General features: G+C 72.6%; 13 protein-coding genes. 4 read left to right on the top strand and 9 right to left on the bottom strand.

Features of this window, described 5'->3' with window-relative positions; genetic code table 11:
- The first annotated feature begins 277 nt into the window (after positions 1 to 277).
- Positions 278 to 577, top strand: coding sequence for a hypothetical protein (locus tag ACFVQ0_RS01435; RefSeq protein WP_390083413.1), 300 nt, complete (start codon positions 278 to 280; stop codon positions 575 to 577).
- Between the two features lie 100 nt (positions 578 to 677).
- Here the strand turns inward: ACFVQ0_RS01435 and ACFVQ0_RS01430 are convergent, their stop codons facing one another.
- Both ACFVQ0_RS01430 and ACFVQ0_RS01425 read right to left on the bottom strand, forming a co-directional pair.
- Complete coding sequence (locus ACFVQ0_RS01430) at positions 678 to 2,471, bottom strand: ABC transporter ATP-binding protein (protein WP_390083411.1); 1,794 nt, start codon at positions 2,469 to 2,471, stop codon at positions 678 to 680.
- A 108-nt stretch (positions 2,472 to 2,579) separates the two neighbouring features.
- Positions 2,580 to 3,821 (bottom strand): benzoate/H(+) symporter BenE family transporter, encoded by a 1,242-nt coding sequence (locus tag ACFVQ0_RS01425; protein ID WP_390083409.1) that lies wholly within the window; start codon positions 3,819 to 3,821, stop codon positions 2,580 to 2,582.
- A 155-nt stretch (positions 3,822 to 3,976) separates the two neighbouring features.
- Here ACFVQ0_RS01425 and ACFVQ0_RS01420 point away from each other — a divergent pair, with 155 nt between their 5' ends.
- Positions 3,977 to 4,537: a helix-turn-helix domain-containing protein gene (locus tag ACFVQ0_RS01420; RefSeq protein WP_390083407.1), complete on the top strand. Its 561-nt coding sequence runs from the start codon at positions 3,977 to 3,979 to the stop codon at positions 4,535 to 4,537.
- On the opposite strand, the gene ACFVQ0_RS01415 is transcribed toward ACFVQ0_RS01420, so the two are convergent.
- The 6 genes from ACFVQ0_RS01415 to ACFVQ0_RS01390 all read right to left on the bottom strand — a co-directional run bounded on the left by ACFVQ0_RS01415 (position 4,510) and on the right by ACFVQ0_RS01390 (position 13,117).
- A complete protein-coding gene (locus ACFVQ0_RS01415) occupies positions 4,510 to 6,141 on the bottom strand; it encodes an ABC-F family ATP-binding cassette domain-containing protein (protein WP_390083405.1) in 1,632 nt (543 codons plus the stop codon). The two genes, ACFVQ0_RS01420 and ACFVQ0_RS01415, sit on opposite strands and share 28 nt — an antisense overlap.
- An 81-nt stretch (positions 6,142 to 6,222) precedes the next feature.
- Positions 6,223 to 7,857, bottom strand: a complete 1,635-nt coding sequence (abc-f, locus tag ACFVQ0_RS01410) for a ribosomal protection-like ABC-F family protein (protein WP_390083403.1) — start codon at positions 7,855 to 7,857, stop codon at positions 6,223 to 6,225.
- Positions 7,858 to 8,114: 257 nt separating this feature from the next.
- A complete protein-coding gene (locus ACFVQ0_RS01405; RefSeq protein ID WP_390083401.1) occupies positions 8,115 to 9,401 on the bottom strand; it encodes a VWA-like domain-containing protein in 1,287 nt (428 codons plus the stop codon).
- Positions 9,398 to 10,666 carry an AAA family ATPase gene (locus ACFVQ0_RS01400; RefSeq protein WP_390083399.1) on the bottom strand — a complete coding sequence of 423 codons (1,269 nt, stop codon included), beginning with the start codon at positions 10,664 to 10,666 and terminating at the stop codon, positions 9,398 to 9,400. The genes ACFVQ0_RS01405 and ACFVQ0_RS01400 overlap by 4 nt, the downstream gene beginning before the upstream one ends.
- Before the next feature lie 102 nt (positions 10,667 to 10,768).
- Positions 10,769 to 12,223: a hypothetical protein gene (locus ACFVQ0_RS01395; RefSeq protein WP_390083397.1), complete on the bottom strand. Its 1,455-nt coding sequence runs from the start codon at positions 12,221 to 12,223 to the stop codon at positions 10,769 to 10,771.
- Between the two features lie 144 nt (positions 12,224 to 12,367).
- The gene (locus ACFVQ0_RS01390; protein WP_390083396.1) at positions 12,368 to 13,117 is read right to left on the bottom strand and encodes an IclR family transcriptional regulator; all 750 of its coding nucleotides are present in this window, start codon (positions 13,115 to 13,117) and stop codon (positions 12,368 to 12,370) included.
- Positions 13,118 to 13,401: 284 nt separating this feature from the next.
- Between ACFVQ0_RS01390 and ACFVQ0_RS01385 the strand changes: the two genes are divergently transcribed.
- Positions 13,402 to 13,758, top strand: coding sequence for a VOC family protein (locus ACFVQ0_RS01385; RefSeq protein WP_390083394.1), 357 nt, complete (start codon positions 13,402 to 13,404; stop codon positions 13,756 to 13,758).
- Between the two features lie 62 nt (positions 13,759 to 13,820).
- Positions 13,821 to 16,205: an ATP-binding cassette domain-containing protein gene (locus ACFVQ0_RS01380; RefSeq protein ID WP_390083392.1), complete on the top strand. Its 2,385-nt coding sequence runs from the start codon at positions 13,821 to 13,823 to the stop codon at positions 16,203 to 16,205.
- On the opposite strand, the gene ACFVQ0_RS01375 is transcribed toward ACFVQ0_RS01380, so the two are convergent.
- Positions 16,190 to 17,053: a glutathione S-transferase C-terminal domain-containing protein gene (locus tag ACFVQ0_RS01375; RefSeq protein WP_390083390.1), complete on the bottom strand. Its 864-nt coding sequence runs from the start codon at positions 17,051 to 17,053 to the stop codon at positions 16,190 to 16,192. The two genes, ACFVQ0_RS01380 and ACFVQ0_RS01375, sit on opposite strands and share 16 nt — an antisense overlap.
- Positions 17,054 to 17,068: the final 15 nt, after the last annotated feature.

Raw genomic sequence — 17,068 nt, 5'->3', positions numbered from 1 at the left:
TGTGAAGCACACCTCTGAGGCGCCGGCACGGCCCCACACACCTACGGAAATGCCACCGTCGTCCCGATTGGGCTGTCACATCAGTCGTTCGAAGTCACAAAGGTGTTGGATTGGTGATGTGATGCGGGACACAGCATGACGAGGTGGGGGTTTGCGCTTCACGAGTGCGTATCAGCCGAATGAGTAATCGATTCGAGCCGTCGGCCAAGCCGGGAGCCCGTCGGCCTCGAATCGTCCATGTCGGATGTCGAGTACTCAAGAGATCTCTGGAGCGTCCATGAACATCCCCTCAGCAGTCCCGCGTTGGTGTGCGGCCCTGGCAGCCGCGGGAGTACTGGTGATCACGTCGGCGGCCGGTGCGGGCGCGGCCGGGCGGACGGCCCCGGCCGGCGGCTCCATACGGGCGGCGCAGCCGGCGGCCTGGGCCGCGCCCGCCTACCACGGCGTACAGGGCGGCAATCTGTGCCTGCTGGCGCGTTGTTCGGTCGGCGGCTCCGCCGAGGACGGGAACGCGGGCCCGAGCAATACCCAGGGCTTCAACCTGTGCCTGCTGGCGCTCTGCACCGTGCGCCCCTGACCCGGAACCCCGGTGGCCCGGGAGGTCCACGGACCTCCCGGGCCACCGGGGTGCTCATACCGCGTCCGGTGTGAGCCGGACGCGGGACTTCGGGCGCGTGTCAGGGGCGGGCCGGCTGGAGCCCCGCGTACACCCCGCCGCTGTCCAGCAGTTCGCTGTGCGAACCGACCTCCGCGATCCGCCCGCCCTCCATCGCCACGATGCGGTCCGCGTTCCGGATCGTCGAGAGGCGGTGGGCGACGACGAAGACGGTCCGCCCGTGCACCAGCCGGGAGAGCGCCTCCTGGACCAGGGCCTCCGAGTGGTTGTCGAGTGCGGAGGTCGCCTCGTCGAGCACCAGCACCCGGGGGTCGCGGATCAGCGCCCTGGCGATCGCGAGCCGCTGCCGCTGCCCGCCCGAGAGCCGTGCACCCCGCTGGCCGACGACCGTGTCCAGGCCGAGCGGCAGGTCCCGTACGAACTCCAGGGCGTTGGCGTCCGCCAGGGCGCGCGTCAGCGTTTCCTCGTCCGTGTCGCCCATCCCGTACGTCACGTTGTCGCGGATGCTGCCCTCGAACAGGATCGACTCCTGCGGTACCACCGAGAGGAAGCGCCGGTAGCTGCGCAGGTCGAGCCCGGCCATGTCGGCGCCGTCGAGCAGGATGCGGCCGGAGGTGGGCCGGATGAAGCCGATGAGCAGGTTGAGGACGGTCGACTTCCCCGCGCCGGAGGCGCCCACCAGCGCGATGGTCTCGCCCGGCCGCGCGGAGAGGGTGAACCTGTCGACCGCGGGGTCCGCTCCGTCGTAGGCGAATCCGACGTCCTCGAAGTCGATATGACCGGTGACCCGCTCCACCTGCGCCTTGCCCGCGTTCTGCTCCAGGTCCGGGGCCTGGAGCACCTCGCCGGCCGAACGCACCGACTCCAGGCCCTTGGTGAGCACCGGAGCGAGACCGAGCAGTGTGGTCACGGAGCCGGTCAGCACGGTGAAGAAGGAGCTGAGCATCACCACGTCGCCCGCGGTGACCGGCATCCACCCGTGATAGGCGACCAGGGCGGAGCCCGTCAGGCACAGCACCCCGAGCGTGTTGAGGATGACCCAGGCCAGCGAGCCGAACCGGCCGTTGACCGTGTCCAGGCGAAGCCCTGCGGCGAACACCTGGCGGAGCGAACCGTCGACCCGGCCCAGCGCGGTTCGCTCCAGGCCGTGGGCGCGGGTGATGGGGATGAGCGTGGTCATCTCACCCACCCGGGAGGAGAGTTGCTCGACCTCGCGGCGGAAGGACTCGTTGTGGCTGCGCAGCCGCGCGCGCAGCTTCATCACCAGGAACCCGGCGGCCGGCACCACCACCAGGAAGACGGGCAGGAACGCCGGTACGCGCACACCGATGACGACGAGCCCGCCGATCAGGGTGACCACGGCGCCGAGACCCATGTCCGCGCTCTGCTGCACCATCTGTTCCACGGACTCCACATCGCGGACCACCTTGGCCTGCAGGACGCTCGAACTGACCCGGGCGTGGTAGCCGATGGACAGCTGCTGCATCCGGCGGCACAGCGCGGAGCGCAGGGTGATGCCCATCCGGCGGATGCTGCCGCCGAGGAGCCGTACGTACCACTGGTGGAGCGGGTAGTTGATGACGAGGACGACCAGCAGGATGCCGGTGGACTCCCAGAGTCCGGACTCCGGACCGTGCTGGACGACCACGTCGAGGACGGTCGCGGTGATCAGCGGAAGCAGCCAGATCGGGCTGTGCTTCACGACGAAGACGAGGACCGCGAGTGCCAGCCGGCCGCGGTCGGGGCGGAACAGATGGCCGAGGGTGCGTACCGGGTTCTCACCGCGGTAGCGGTGGTCCAGGTGGTCGAAGGGTGCCAGGGATTCGGCGGGGACGGGCGCAAGCGCTTTCGGCATGGAGTCCATCCCACCGTGCTCACGCCGTGCGCGGCAACTCCGTTCCACGGACAGGACAGGGGCCGCCGCGCACGTGGCCGGTCTGCCGGCCACCGGCCCCGGCCCGCGTTACGGGACGCGGAGTTCGCGCGGTGACGGTTCCGGCTCCGGGGTCGCTGCCGGGGCGTCGCGGCCGGTCCGCCCCAACGACGCGATCGCGCTGGTGATCAGGCCCGCCAGCAGTCCCCAGAAGGCCGATCCGATGCCCAGGAGCGTCACTCCGGAGGCCGTGGCGAGGAAGGTCACGACGGCCGCCTCCCTGGAGGACTTGTCGGCCAGGGCCGTGGACAGGGAGGACTCGATGGTGGCGAGCAGGCCGATTCCGGCGATCGCCAGGACCAGCGCGTGCGGCATCGCGGTCAGGAGCGAGGCGACGGTCGCGCCGAGCAGGCCCACGCAGAGGTAGAAGACACCCGCCCAGACCGCTGCCAGGTAGCGCCTGTCGCGGTCCGGATGGGCCTCCTCGCCCGTGCAGATGGCGGCCGTGATGGCGGCGAGGTTGAGGCCGAACGCGCCGAACGGTGCCAGTACGGCGTTGGCCGCCCCGGTCCACGTCATCAGCGGGGACACCGGCACGTCGTAGCCCGCGCCCCGGATCACCGCCACTCCGGGCAGGTTCTGGGACGCCATCGTGACCACGAACAGCGGGGCGCCGACGCTGACGAGCACCTTCCAGTCGAACTCCGGGGTGACGAACACCGGGGTGGCCAGGGCGAACCGGACCTTGTCCGGCTGCCAGCCGCCGGTGAACAGAGTGGCCACCACCCCGGCGCCGAGCGCCAGCAGCACCGCGTACCGGGGGAGCAGGCGCCGCCCCAGCAGGTAGAGCACGAACATCGGGAAGGCGACCGCGAAACTGCCGTGCATCGTGCTGAACAGGCCGGTGCCGAACCGCAGCAGGACCCCCGCCAGCAGTGCGGCCGCCAGCGGTACCGGGATGCGGCCCATGAGGCGGCTGAACCAGCCGGTCACCCCGCTCAGCAGGATGAGCAGCCCGGAGAAGACGAACGCGCCGATCGCCTGGGGCATGGAGACACCACTCAGGCCGGTCGCGAGGAGCGCCGCACCGGGCGTCGACCACGCGGTGACGACGGGGGCCCGGTAGCGCAGCGACAGCCCGACGCAGGTGCAGGCCAGGCCGACGCCGAGCGCGAGCATCCAGGAGGAGATCTCGCGCGAGTCCGCCCCGGCGGCCTTCGCCGCGGTGAAGACCAGGGCCGCGGAGCTGGTGACCCCGACCATGACGGCGATCAGTCCGGCGGCCACGGCCGAGGGCGGCGCGGCCGAGCGAATGCGGGCGATCACGAACATGGTGAGCCACTTCCCCTGTGCGGTGCGGGACGCCGTTGACCAGCGGCGGGACCGGCGTGCCGCGAGCGTGTTCCGTATACAGAACGTTCTGTTCGTGGAACACTAGAGAGGCGGGCCGACACCCGTCAACCGGGAAGGGAGGCGGGTGGACGCCGATGGGGCTGAACGAGGACGTGGGGCGCAGGCTGCGGGCGCTGCGGCACCAACAGGACCTGTCCCTCTCGGAGTTGTCCCGGCGCTCCCGGGTCGGAAAGGGCACGCTCTCCGAGCTGGAGAGCGGACGGCGCAACCCCACCCTGGAGACCCTCTACGCACTCGCCACCGCGCTCGGCCGGCCGCTCAGCGCGCTGCTCAGCGACCCGGCGCCGAAAGGCATCCCCGGCCCCGACGGCAGCCTCCCCGGGGTCTCCGGCAGCGCCGTCACCGCGGTCCTGCTGGAGCGGTACGAGGACGCGGCGGCGGTCACCGACGTCTTCCGGGTGACCATCCGCGCGGGCGCCACCCAGGAGTCCGAGGCGCACGTCCCGGGCACGGGGGAGAGCCTGATGGTGCTGGCGGGCACCGCGGTCGTCGGCCCGCCGCACGACACCCGGACGGTCGGCCCCGGTGCGTCCGCGCAGTGGCGGGCCGACGTCCCCCACATCTACCGCGCACCGGAGGCCGACGTGCACGGCGTCCTGTTCGTGCGCTACCCGACGGCGGCCCGCTCCGGCTGAAGCCGGATGCCGCGGCCCCGCCAGCGCTCGCGCAGCCAGCGGTCGTGACTGGCCAGCACGACGGCGCCGGGGCCCGTGCCCAGCGCCTCCTCCAACTCGTCGCAGAGCCTCGGGGACAGATGGTTGGTGGGCTCGTCGAGCAGCAGGAGCTGCGGAGGCCGGGCCGTCAGCAGGGCCAGCGCGAGCCTGCGGCGCTGGCCGGCCGACAGCCGTCCCACCTGCTTGTCCAGATCCGCCTCGTGCATCAGGCCGAGCGAGATGAGCGGCACCTCCTCCGCCCGGTCCGCGCCCAGGGCGCGTTCGTACGTGTCCCGGACGGTACGGTCCGGCCGGGCGAACCGGGTGTCCTGCGCGAGCAGCCCGACCGTCAGCCCCGGCCGCCTGCCCACCTCGCCCTCCGGGACCAGGTGCCCCGCGAGCACGGCGAGCAGCGTCGACTTCCCCGCGCCGTTGCCGCCCGTGACCAGCAGCCGCTCGGTCGCCGTCACATCGAGCCGCTCGACCGCGAGGCGGCCCGGCACCCGCACCCCGCGCAGGGACACGAGGGTGCCCTCCGCCGACGCGTCCGCGAGCCCCGAGTGCCGGAACCTCAACGGCTGCGGAGGCTCCCCGACCCGATGCCGCTCCAGCTCCGCCAGCCGGCGCGAGACGTTGCGGACCCGGCGCGCGATCTGGCTCTGTACCCGGCCCGCGCGCAGGCCGTACCCCATCTTCTCGCTGTCGCGCGGACCCCGGTCGGGCGCGACCTGCCGCGCCGTCACGTCCGCGGAGCGGCGTAGCGCCTCGATCTCCTCCTGCTCCTCGGCGTGACGCCGTTCCCAGCGCGCCCGCTCCGCCCGCTTCACGGCCAGGTAGGCGCTGTAGCCGCCGCCGTACCGCACGGGCCCGTCGACGGCCGGATCCAGATCGATCAGATCCGTGCAGACCGCGTCCAGGAAGGCCCGGTCGTGACTGGCGATCACGACGGGCCCGGGCATCCCGCGCAGCTGCTCCTCCACGAAGGCGGCGGCCTCGTCGTCGAGGTGGTTGGTCGGCTCGTCCAGCAGGAGGGCGGAGGGACGCCGCACCAGCAGCGCCGCCAGCGCCAGCCGGCCGCGCTCCCCGCCGGACAGCGACCCGAGGGCGCGTTCGTACGGCAGAGCCGAGAGCCCGAGCCCGGTGAGCAGGACGGCGGCGCGCCGGTCGGCGTCCCAGGTCTGCCGCTCCTCCGCCAGCTCCAGCCGCCGGCCGTACGCCGCCAGCAGTTCGGGGTATCCGGGGGAGTCCTGCGGGGTGCGGGCCAGCTCCTCCGTGAGCCGGTCGATGGCCGCGAGGTCCTCCCGTGCCTCGCGCAGGGCGTCGTCCAGCACGTCGGCGATCGACGCCTCGGCGTCGAAGGCCATCTCCTGGTGCAGGAAGCCGACATCTGCGGGCCTGGTGACGCTGCCGCCGTCGGGCTCGTCCGTACCGGCGAGCAGGCGCAGCAGAGTCGACTTGCCGACACCGTTCTCCCCGATCAGGCCGATGCGGTGGCCGGGCGCGGCGGTGAGTGACACCCCGTCGAGTACACGCTTCGAGCCGAGGGTGCGCACGATGTCGTGGGCGAGCAGTGCGGGTGCGGTCATGGTGGTCCCATCCAACGTGATCGGTTCGCGGCCCGCCGGGCGGTCGGCCTCGGGCGCGGGCCAGGACGGCACGTCAGCGGGTCACATCCGCGGAGCCCCGCTCTCCAGCAGCTCGCCGTCCGCCAGCCTCAGCCACCGGTCCACCCCGATCCTGGTGAGGAAGGGCTCGTCGTGGCTGACGACCACGAACGCTCCCCGGTACGAGCTGAGCGCGCCCTCCAGCTGATCGGCGCTCGTCAGGTCGAGGTTGTTGGTCGGCTCGTCCAGGAGCAGCAGTTGCGGGGCCGGTTCGGCGCACAGGACGCAGGCGAGGGTGGCCCGCAGGCGCTCGCCACCGGACAGCGACCCGACGGGGAGGTGGGCGCCGTCGCCCCGGAAGAGGAAGCGCGCGAGCAGGTTCATCCGTTCCGCCTCCGGCCGGTGCGGGGCGGACGCGGCGAAGTTCTCCGCCACCGTGCGGTCGAGGTCGAGCAGGTCGAGCCGCTGCGACAGATAGGCGATCCGTCCTTCGGACCGCCTGATCTCGCCGCCGTCCGGCTGGAGTTCGCCGTTGATCAGACGCAACAGGGTGCTCTTTCCCGCGCCGTTGGGTCCGGTGAGCGCGATGCGCTCGGGCCCCCGGATCGTCAGGTCGACGCCCTCACCGGCGAACTGCTCCCGCCCGCCGAGGCGTACCCGCACCCGCTCGGCGAGCAGGACGGTGCGTCCGGCGGGGACGACGGTGTCCGGCAGTTCGAGGGTGATGCGCTGCTCGTCGCGTACCGCGCGACCGGCTTCGTCCAGCCGCGCCCTGGCCTCGCCGACCCGGGCGGAATGGGTCTGCCCGGCCCGGCCCGCGGACTCCTGGGCGCCGCGCTTCATGTTCCCCGCGAAGATGCGGGGGAGACCGGCGTTCTTGAGATTGCGGGCCGCGTTGCTCGCCCGGCGCTCGGCGCGCTCGCGGGCCTGCTGCATTTCCCGCTTCTCCCGCTTCAGTTCCTGCTCGGCGTTGCGCACGTTCTTCTCGGCCACCTCCCGCTCGGCCCGCACGGCTTCCTCGTACGCGGTGAAGTTCCCCCCGTAGAGGCGTAGTTCGTCGCTGCCGAGTTCGGCGATGCGGTCCATGCGGCCGAGCAGCGCCCGGTCGTGGCTGACCAGCAGCAGGGTGCCGCCCCACGCGTCGAGCGCGTCATGGAGCGAGTGCCGGGCTTCGAGGTCCAGATTGTTGGTCGGTTCGTCGAGCAGCAGCACATCGGGCCGCTTCAGCAACTGGGCCGCCAGACCGAGGGAGACGACCTGCCCGCCGCTGAGCGTGCCGATGTTCCGGTCGAGGGCGATGCCGGCCAGGCCGAGCCGGTCCAGCTGGGCGCGGGTGCGCTCCTCGATGTCCCAGTCGTCACCGATGACCGCGAAGTGGTCCTCGCCCACATCACCGGATTCGACGGCGTCGAGGGCCCGGATGACGGCGTCGATGCCCAGCACCTCGGCCACCGTCAGATCACCGGTCAGCGGCAGGCTCTGCGGCAGGTAACCGAGGGTGCCGCCCACCGAGACGGAGCCCGCGGTGGGGCGGAGTTCACCGGCGATCAGCTTGAGCAGGGTGCTCTTGCCGGACCCGTTGGGAGCGACGAGACCCGTACGGCCGCTCCCCATCGCGAAGGACAGGTCATGGAATACGGGGGTGTCGTCGGGCCAGGAGAAGGAGAGACCGGAGCAGATGAGGGAAGCGTCGGACATGCGGGAGACCTCGCGGATGATTCCGGGACAGCACGGAGTGCGGCCCCGGGGCAGTGGACAGAGGGAACAACGACATGGCCACTTCGGCTGCGCTCCTGGGCGCCCGCCGGTGGCCGTCAGCTCCGGGTATCACCCGGAGATGTCGTCGTCACCCGCCATGTCTGATCTCCTCCGTACACGCTGAACAGCGTGATGACCCTAGCAGGCGGCCCGCCACCGGGCCTCTCGGGCAACGCCGCCGGGCCTCACCGGACACCTCACCCGGCGGCGGAAGAGGAACCGATCACCACCGTGCGCGCCCACCCGGGCGGCGAGTCGGGCACGTAGTCGGGATCGTCCTCGCGCCACGACCCGCGCGCGTGCTGCCGGGGGAACAGCCCCACCACCGTCCGGCACGCCGGGCGCTCGGCGGGCCACGGCGTCTGCCCGTCCGTGAGCACCACCACGACATCCGGACGGGGCCGCGCCCGCAGCGCCCTGGTGAAACCCGAGCGCAGATCCGTACCCCCGCCGCCCACCAGGGGAAGGCCCTCCGCGCGGCACAGCGGGAGGACGACCCCGGCGGCCGCGTCGCACGACAGGACGCTGACCAGGTCCCGGCGGCCGCCGACGGTGCGGGAGATGGCGGCGACCTCAAGGAGCGCGCTGCCCAGCTCGGCGTCGCTGACCGAACCGGAGGTGTCGATGATCACGGTGACGCGCGGCGGCCGACGGCGCAGGCTCGGCAGTACCGCGCCGGGTACCCCGGCCGAGCGCCTGGACGGGCGGCCGTAGGTGTAGTCCTGACCCGTACCGGGCCCGGAGGCCGCCGAGCGTACGGCCGCCCCCAGCAACTCCCGCCACGCCTGCGGCGGGTGGAACGCCTCCTCCGCCCACCGCTGCCACCCCTTCGGGGCGTCCCCCGGGCGGCCGGTGATGCCCTGCGCCACCCGGAAGCGGACGGCGTCCCGTTCCTGTGCGCTGAGGCCGTGCGCGCCGTCCGCCCCCAGGTCCCACTCCCGTTCCAGCCCGTCGGCCCCGCTGCCGCAGTCCAGCCAGGCCAGGCTCTGGGTGCGCGGCCCGAGCCGGAACTGCCGCAGGTAGTCCTCCATCAGCTCCCCCTCCGGAAGCCCGAGGGTCTGCGGCCGGACGGCGCCTTCCGGCCGGGCGAGCCCCGCGCCGAACACGTCGTCGTTGATCTCGCAGTCCGCCGCGATGTTCATCCGCAGCCGGTCCCCGGGGCCGGTCAGCCCGCGCTCCCGCGCGACCCGGTCGCCGCGCCCGTGGTGGTCGCGCAACAGATGCGAGATCTCGTGCACCCACACCCCGGCCAGCTCCTCCACCGGGGTCGCCGCCACGAACGCCGGGGATACGTAGCACCGCCAGTGCCGGTCGACTGCCATCGTCGGCACCCGCCGCGATTCGACGGTGTGCAGCGCGAACAGCGCCGTCGCCAGGTAGGGGCGGACCCTGGCGGCGTGCAGCCGGGCGGCGAAGAGCTTGCCGAGGTCCAGCGGGACCGGCGCGGCGGGCGTTCCGGGTGCTCCCGGTGTCCGGGGCGTCATCGGCGGGCCTGCTCGGCGGCCGCCGTCCGGGCCGCTGCCCGGTCCGCCCGGCGGGACAGCGAGACGACCCCGGCCAGCTGCTCGATGGCGGCGGGGACGTCCCAGTCGTCCTCGCGCAGTGAGGCGAGAGTGGTCGCGGGGACGACCACCAGATCCGGGGCCCCGGTCTCAAGGGCCCGGACCAGGAGCTCCCACGCCGCGTCCCAGCGGGGCTTGGCAGGACGGTTGCGGACCGCGGCCACCACTCCGTCCAGCACGGCCTGCCGCAGGTCACCCCGTTCGGGCAGCGCGGCCCGCGCCGGGTCCGCGAGCAGGGTCTCGGGATCGGGGAGGTCCATCCGGTCCAGGCTCGCCAGCAGCTCCAGCCCCGGACCGTCCCCCACCGTGCCCCGCACCAGTGCGGAGAGCACGTCCCGGGACGAGCCGGCCGCGGTCGCGAAGGCGATCAGCGAAAGCGTCATGTCCCAGGTACGGGGCGAGGGCCAGGGACCGCCCCTGCGGGCCTCGTTGCCGGGCAGCCGGTGCACGAGCGCGGGGCGGGCGGCCAGCAGCCCGCACACCGCCCGGCGGGCGAAGTCCACCGCCTGCGGCAGCCCGTCGGGGGAGAGCCTCGGCAGCGTCGCACGGGGCCAGGTCCCGCCGAGGCCGCGCACCACGACCTCGTGGTCATGGGTCCACTGGAGGTGGACGAACCGGTTGGCCAGGGGCGGGCTCAGCTCCCAGCCGTCGGCGGCCGAGGAGCGTGGATTGGCCGCCGCCACGATCCGTACCTCCGGGGGCAGTCGCAGGGACCCGATCCGCCGTTCGAGCACGAGGCGGAGCAGGGCGGCCTGAACGGCCGGGGCCGCGGTGGACAGTTCGTCCAGGAACAGCAGGCCGCGGCCCGCCCGTACGAGCCGTACGGCCCAGTCCGGCGGGGCCATCGGGACGCCCTGTTCCGCCGGGTCGTCCCCGACGACGGGCAGCCCGGAGAAGTCGGACGGCTCGTGCACGCTGGCGATGACGGTGGTCAGCGGCAGCTCCAGGGAGGCGGCGAGCTGGGTGAGGGCGGCGGTCTTGCCGATCCCCGGCTCGCCCCAGAGGATCACCGGCAGGTCGGCGGCCACGGCCAGGGTCAGGGCCTCCAGCTGGGTGTCGGGGCGCGGCTCGGTGCCGGTGTCGCGCAGCAGGGCGAGCAGATCGGCGGCGACGTCGAGCTGGGGGGCATGGGCGGCGGGAGGCTCGGCCGAGGTGTCGGGAGTCGCGAACGGTGCGTATACGGGCATGTCTGATCACCTGTCGGTTATGTCGGTCCGTGGCAGGACGCGTCGTGGCGGAAGCCTGTGTATGAGGTGTGCGTACGAGGCGCGCGGGGCAGCGCCTCGGGGTCAGCGGAGGGTCGCCCGGCGCGGGCGTGAGGTGCGGCCACCGGAACGGGAAGGCGCACGGTCCGGGGGGACCCGGTCGGGCGCGGATCGGGGGCCGCCCCCGATCAGGCCGGCTCTGAACAGTCCGTGGGTGACCCGCCGCCGTGCGGCCGCCTCCAGCTCGTCCCGCAGCGCGCCGTTGCGCAGCACCGCGCCGGGGCCCAGGAGACCCTCGACGACGGCCAGCGCTCCGGTGATGTCGCCGTGGACGAGCCGTTCCCGGACACCGGTGAGGCAGTGCGGACGGCGGTGCGCCTCGTCGATGGCCCGCAGACAGGGGAGCGGGGTACCGGTCAGGGCGACCAGCAGCTCCTCGCGGCGGATCTCGTCCGGATCGTGGTCGAGCGCCGCCAGCACCCCGTTGACCAGGCCGATCCGGTGCCGGGCGCCCCGGCACTCGACGAGGCGCGGTCCTCCCGTCGGGTCCGGGTCACGGCTGGCGCTGACCGTGGTGTGGTCCGGTGCCAGGGCCGAGGCGACCAGCGGGTGCAGCCGCCCGGCCCCGATCGCACCGGCGCGGAGCAGCTCCAGGTCGGGCGGCACCCAGACCGCCGCGTCGGGCAGGACCGGCAGGGTGGCGGCCCTGTCCGAGGGCGTGGCCGAGATTCGCAGCACGGGCGGGCCGTCCCCGTTCTCGTCCGCCTCGCCATCCCCGTACCCGTACGCGTTCCCGTCCCCGTCGCCCTTCGCGACCGGGGTCAGGAGCAGCCGGTGCCGGGCCCCGCACCGCACGGTGACGGGACCGGCGGGCAGCCCCTCGGCACGGAGCAGAATCCCGGCCTCGTCCGCCCACCGGTCAACGGCGAAGCGATGCGGCCCCGGCAGTCGCCGTTCCGGGCCGGGATCCCCGCCGGGGGGCGGCCGATCGGCCCCGGCACGGCTCCGCAGTTCGCCGGCCCGGCGCGCGTCCCACAGATGGCGGTGCAGATCGAGCCGGAACCGCCGGCTGGGGTGGGGATGCGGGTGCCGGCGCGCGCCCGCTTCGGAGAGGGAACCGTCCCACAGCGCGAGGCTGATCCGCTGACCGCCGTCCGCCCAGGCAGGCGGGGTCCGGATCACGAGCTGGGGCGGGCACGGGCCGTCCCGGCCCCCGCCGTCGTACCGGGCCAGGGCCATGGTCAGCCCCGGGCGCAGCAGCCCGTCGGGAGCGATCCTCGGCAGATGCCAGCGCAGCAGGTCGGGCGCCAGATGTCGCAGATCCGCCCGGATCCGGGAGGCCAGCTCACGGCCGTGGGCGCACGCCACGGAACGCAGGTTCAGATCGACGTCGATACCCGCGGCGGCGCACGCCCCTGCCCAGTCGCCGACGGAACGGCGGGTGGTCGCGGTCTCGATCATGGAGGGCGGCACGGCGAACTCGCGCACGCGCAGCCAGTAGGAAATACGGGAATCCCGGTTCGCGGTCTCGGTGAGCATCAGCACTCACCTTGCGCGGACGGGTCCCCCAATCTGTGAACAGAGTGAGTCGTCATCGCGGTGATCGTATCGCCTGTGACAACGAACCGCCACGGATTTCTCCCGAACTTCCGCCCAGCTGGGCTCAGTCGGGAGTCAGCGGGTTCAGTCGGGAAGCGAGAGGCCCATGGTGACGCGCATCGCCGTGGACAGCAGCCCGGCCCGGACCCGGGTGGTCCGGTACATCCGGTCCGACCGGAAGGAGATGCCGAGCGAACCGATCTGGTCACCGCTGTACACGGGCACGGCTATGCAGGTCGTACCGCGCGCGTACTCCTCCCGGTCCATGACGACCGGCGCCGCCGGGGCGGAGTCGAGCTGCCGCAGCAGCTCCTCCCTGCGCGTGATGGTGCGGGGCGTGAGGTCGGTCAGCGGGTGCCGGGAGAAGTACTCCGCGCGCGCCGCCCCGTCGAGTTCCCGCAGCACGCTCTTCCCGAGGGCCGTTGCGTGTCCGGCGTCCTGGAACCCGACCCAGAGGTCCACGCGCGGCGCGCGGGCGCTGTCGACGATCTCCATGACCCGGATCTCGCCCTCCTCGTACAACGTCAGGTAGACCGCGGCCGAGAGGTCGTCCCGCAGGCTCTTCAGGGCGGGCCGGATACGGTCGGGCAGCCCGCGCCCGCCGCCCGGCGCCCGGCGCTCCGCGGGGAGGGTGAACACACCGTGGGCCTGCTCGGTCAGGTAGCCGTCCCGTGCGAGGACCCTCAGCAGCCGCTCGACGGTGGCCACCGGCAGACCCGCCTCCCGGGCCAGCTGCCGCACGGGGACATCCGACGAGTGCGCCCCTGCCGCCTCCATCACTCGCAGGGCGCGCTCGACGTACGCGATGAGCTCGGGGCCGGCCTCGTCACCCATCACACCAGCATGGACCCGGTGCCGGAAAGCGGCAATCCGTCCCGTCCATCGCCCTGACCTGGGGCGTGGGCGGCCGGGCGAAGGGTCGCGGCCGGGTCCTGGGCCACCGGCCGGACCGGTCAGGAATGGAGAAGCGCGGTCACCGGGCCACGGTTAGCGTGATGGCCAGACACCGAGCGCCCGGCACCGGGCGCGGCCCGCGACCCCCGACCCCGAACCCCGGCGTCGGCCCGGCGCGAGCGTCCACACGGGGCCGACGCGCCCCACGAACCACAGGAGCGACCATGTCCGGCTCTGCCACTCAGGGAATCAAGACCGTTCTGCACCCCGTGTCCGATCTGGCGGCCGCCAAGGCGGTGTACACCGCCCTGCTCGGCGTGGCGCCGACGGCGGACGCGCCCTACTACGTCGGTTACGAGGCCGGGGGCCAGCACATCGGGCTGGTGCCGGACGGGGGAGGACAGGGCGCGGGCTCGCCCGTGACCTACTGGGAGGTGCCCGACATCGAGGCGAAGCTGGCCGAGGTGACGGCAGCGGGCGCCACCGTGAAGGAGACCGCGCACGATGTCGGCGGCGGCCGCCTGGTGGCCACCTTCACGGACCCCGACGGCAACGTGCTCGGGCTTCTCCAGGACAGCTGAGCCGCGATCACGTCATCATGGCCCGGCACACCGGCCGACAGACAGATGGAGAACCGACACCCATGGCCACCAGGAAGGACGCGGCGTCGTCCGCGCCGCACGCTGCCGATGTCCACGATGTGATCCGCGTGCACGGCGCGCGCGTGAACAATCTCAAGGACGTCAGCATCGAGATCCCGAAGCGGCGGCTCACGGTCTTCACCGGGGTCTCCGGCTCGGGCAAGACCTCGCTGGTGTTCAACACGATCGCCGCGGAGTCGCAGCGGCTGATCAACGAGACGTACAGCGCCTTCGTCCAGGGCTTCATGCCGACGCAGGCGCGGCCCGAGGTCGACGTGCTGGACGGACTGACCACCGCGATCATCGTCGACCAGCAGAAACTGGGCGCCGATCCGCGTTCCACGGTCGGCACGGCCACCGACGCCAACGCGATGCTGCGGATCCTCTTCAGCCGCCTCGGGAAGCCGCACATCGGCCCGCCCGGCGCGTACGCCTTCAACGTTCCCTCGGTCCGGGCGAGCGGGGCCATCACCGTCGAGCGCGGCGCGAAGAAGGCGGTGAAGGCGACCTTCAACCGCACCGGCGGCATGTGCACGCGCTGCGAGGGCCGGGGCACCGTCTCCGACATCGACCTCACCCAGCTCTACGACGACTCCAAATCGCTCTCCGAGGGCGCCTTCACCATCCCCGGCTGGAAGTCCGACAGCTTCTGGACCGTCCGGGTCTACGCCGAATCCGGCCTGCTGGACCCCGACAAGCCGATCCGCGAGTTCACCGAGAAGGAGATGCACGACTTCCTCTACCGGGAGCCGGTCAAGGTCAAGGTCGAGGGTGTGAACCTCACCTACGAGGGACTGATCCCCAAGATCCAGAAGTCGTTCCTGTCCAAGGACAAGGAAGCGCTGCAACCCCACATCCGCGCGTTCGTGGAGCGCGCGGTCACCTTCACTACCTGCCCCGAGTGCGACGGCACCCGGCTCAGCGAGGGCGCCAGGTCCTCGAAGATCAAGCGGATCAGCATCGCCGACGCCTGCGCGATGCAGACCAGCGATCTGGCCGCCTGGGTCCGTGACCTCGACGAACCCTCCGTCGCGCCGCTGCTCACCGCGCTGCGGCAGACCCTCGATTCGTTCGTGGAGATCGGCCTCGGCTACCTCGCGCTCGACCGGCCGACGGGCACGCTGTCGGGTGGCGAGGCACAGCGCGTCAAGATGATCCGCCACCTCGGTTCCTCCCTCACCGACGTCACCTACGTCTTCGACGAGCCCACCGCCGGACTGCACCCCCATGACATCCAGCGGATGAACACGCTGCTGCTGCGCCTACGCGACAAGGGCAACACGGTGCTCGTCGTGGAGCACAAGCCGGAGACGATCGCGATCGCGGACCACGTCGTCGACCTCGGCCCCGGCGCCGGCACGGCGGGCGGAACCGTCTGCTTCGAGGGCACCGTCGAGGGGCTGCGGGCCGGGGACACCGTCACGGGCCGTCACTTCGACGACCGGGCCACCCTCAAGGACACCCGGCGCAAGCCCACCGGTGCGCTGGAGGTCCGGGGCGCGGACGCGAACAACCTGCGCGACGTCGACGTCGACATCCCGCTCGGGGTCCTCACCGTGATCACCGGCGTCGCCGGGTCCGGCAAGAGCTCACTGATCCACGGCTCGGTCTCCGGACTGGACGGGGTGGTCTCCATCGACCAGGGCGCGATCCGCGGCTCGCGACGGAGCAACCCCGCGACGTACACCGGGCTCCTCGACCCGATCCGCAAGGCGTTCGCCAAGGCCAACGATGTGAAGCCGGCCCTGTTCAGCGCCAACTCCGAGGGCGCCTGCCCCGGCTGCAACGGCGTCGGGGTCGTCTACACCGACCTCGCGATGATGGCGGGCGTCGCCACCGTCTGCGAGGAGTGCGAGGGGAAGCGGTTCCTGGCCTCGGTGCTCGAATACCGCCTCGGCGGCCGTGACATCAGCGAGGTGCTGGCGATGTCGGTGACCGAGGCCGAGGAGTTCTTCGGCAGCGGCGAGGCACACACCCCGGCCGCCCACCGCATCCTCGACAGGCTGGCCGACGTCGGGCTCGGCTACCTCAGCCTGGGCCAGCCGCTCACCACCCTGTCCGGCGGTGAGCGGCAACGCCTCAAGCTGGCCACGCACATGGGCGAGAAGGGCGGTGTCTACGTCCTCGACGAACCGACCACCGGCCTCCACCTGGCAGACGTCGAGCAGCTGCTCGGCCTGCTCGACCGGCTGGTGGACTCAGGGAAGTCCGTCATCGTGATCGAGCACCACCAGGCGGTCATGGCGCACGCCGACTGGATCATCGACCTGGGCCCCGGCGCCGGTCACGACGGCGGCAGGCTCGTCTTCGAAGGCACCCCGGACGACCTGGTCGCGGACCGCTCCACCCTCACCGGCGAGCACCTCGCGGCCTACGTGGGAGCCTGAGCCGCCGGGTCGACGACGGCCACCCCGCCCGGCACGTCCGGACTCCCCGGAGAGCCTGGAGCTGCCGGCATCTCCGACATCTCCGGTGCCTCCGGGAAGGCGGGGTGGCCGCAGAGGCGGTGTACGTACTCCTTGAGCCGGGGACGGTCACCGAAGGCGCCGACCGGGCCGAGATGGACGAGCGCCACCCACAGGTCCACATCCCCGGCCGTCAGCTCCTCGCCCAGCGCGTAGGGCCGCCGGGCCAGGGACCGGTCCAGCAGGTCCAGAGCCGCCGACCGCTCGGCGGACCCCGCGTGCGGAGTGACGTCCCGGTCCAGCAGCTCGCGCAGGGTCTCGATGCCGTCGGCAAGCTCCGGAGGGCGCAGCGCCGAGGGGCGGGCCTCGTCATGGCCGGACAGCAGGCCCGCCAGATCGCGGAGTATGTCCGGCGTGTGGTTGCTGACGATGCGCCCGCTCCACCGGTCGCACAGCGCGGGCGCCGTCAGCGGACCGTCGTAATGGTGCAGCGTGGCCTCGTACGCGCCACGCAGCGAGGCATACGCCTCGGGTGTCGCGGACGGGTGCCCCAGGAACGTGGTGGCGACCGAGTCCCGGAGACCGAGCAGACCGAGGGTGATCGAGATACGCAGCGAGCGCGGACAACTCGCCGACAGGAAAAGCTCGTAGCGGTGCGGAGCGGGATAGAAGCCGCCGGCCAGACCGACCCCGATACGGCTGTGGATGCGGGAGGACGGTACGGCGATCTTCGGACGGGGATGCGTGGCGCACGGACTCGGGCCGGATGGGACCGAGCCGCACGTGATGGAGCTGCCTGTGCTGGAACTGCGCGAAGCTGTCTCGGGCATGACTCTCCTGTGGAG

The sequence above is a fragment of the Streptomyces sp. NPDC057900 genome, assembly GCF_042887885.1.
Taxonomy (GTDB): Bacteria; Actinomycetota; Actinomycetes; order Streptomycetales; family Streptomycetaceae; genus Streptomyces.
This window is presented reverse-complemented; position numbering and strand designations above follow the sequence as displayed.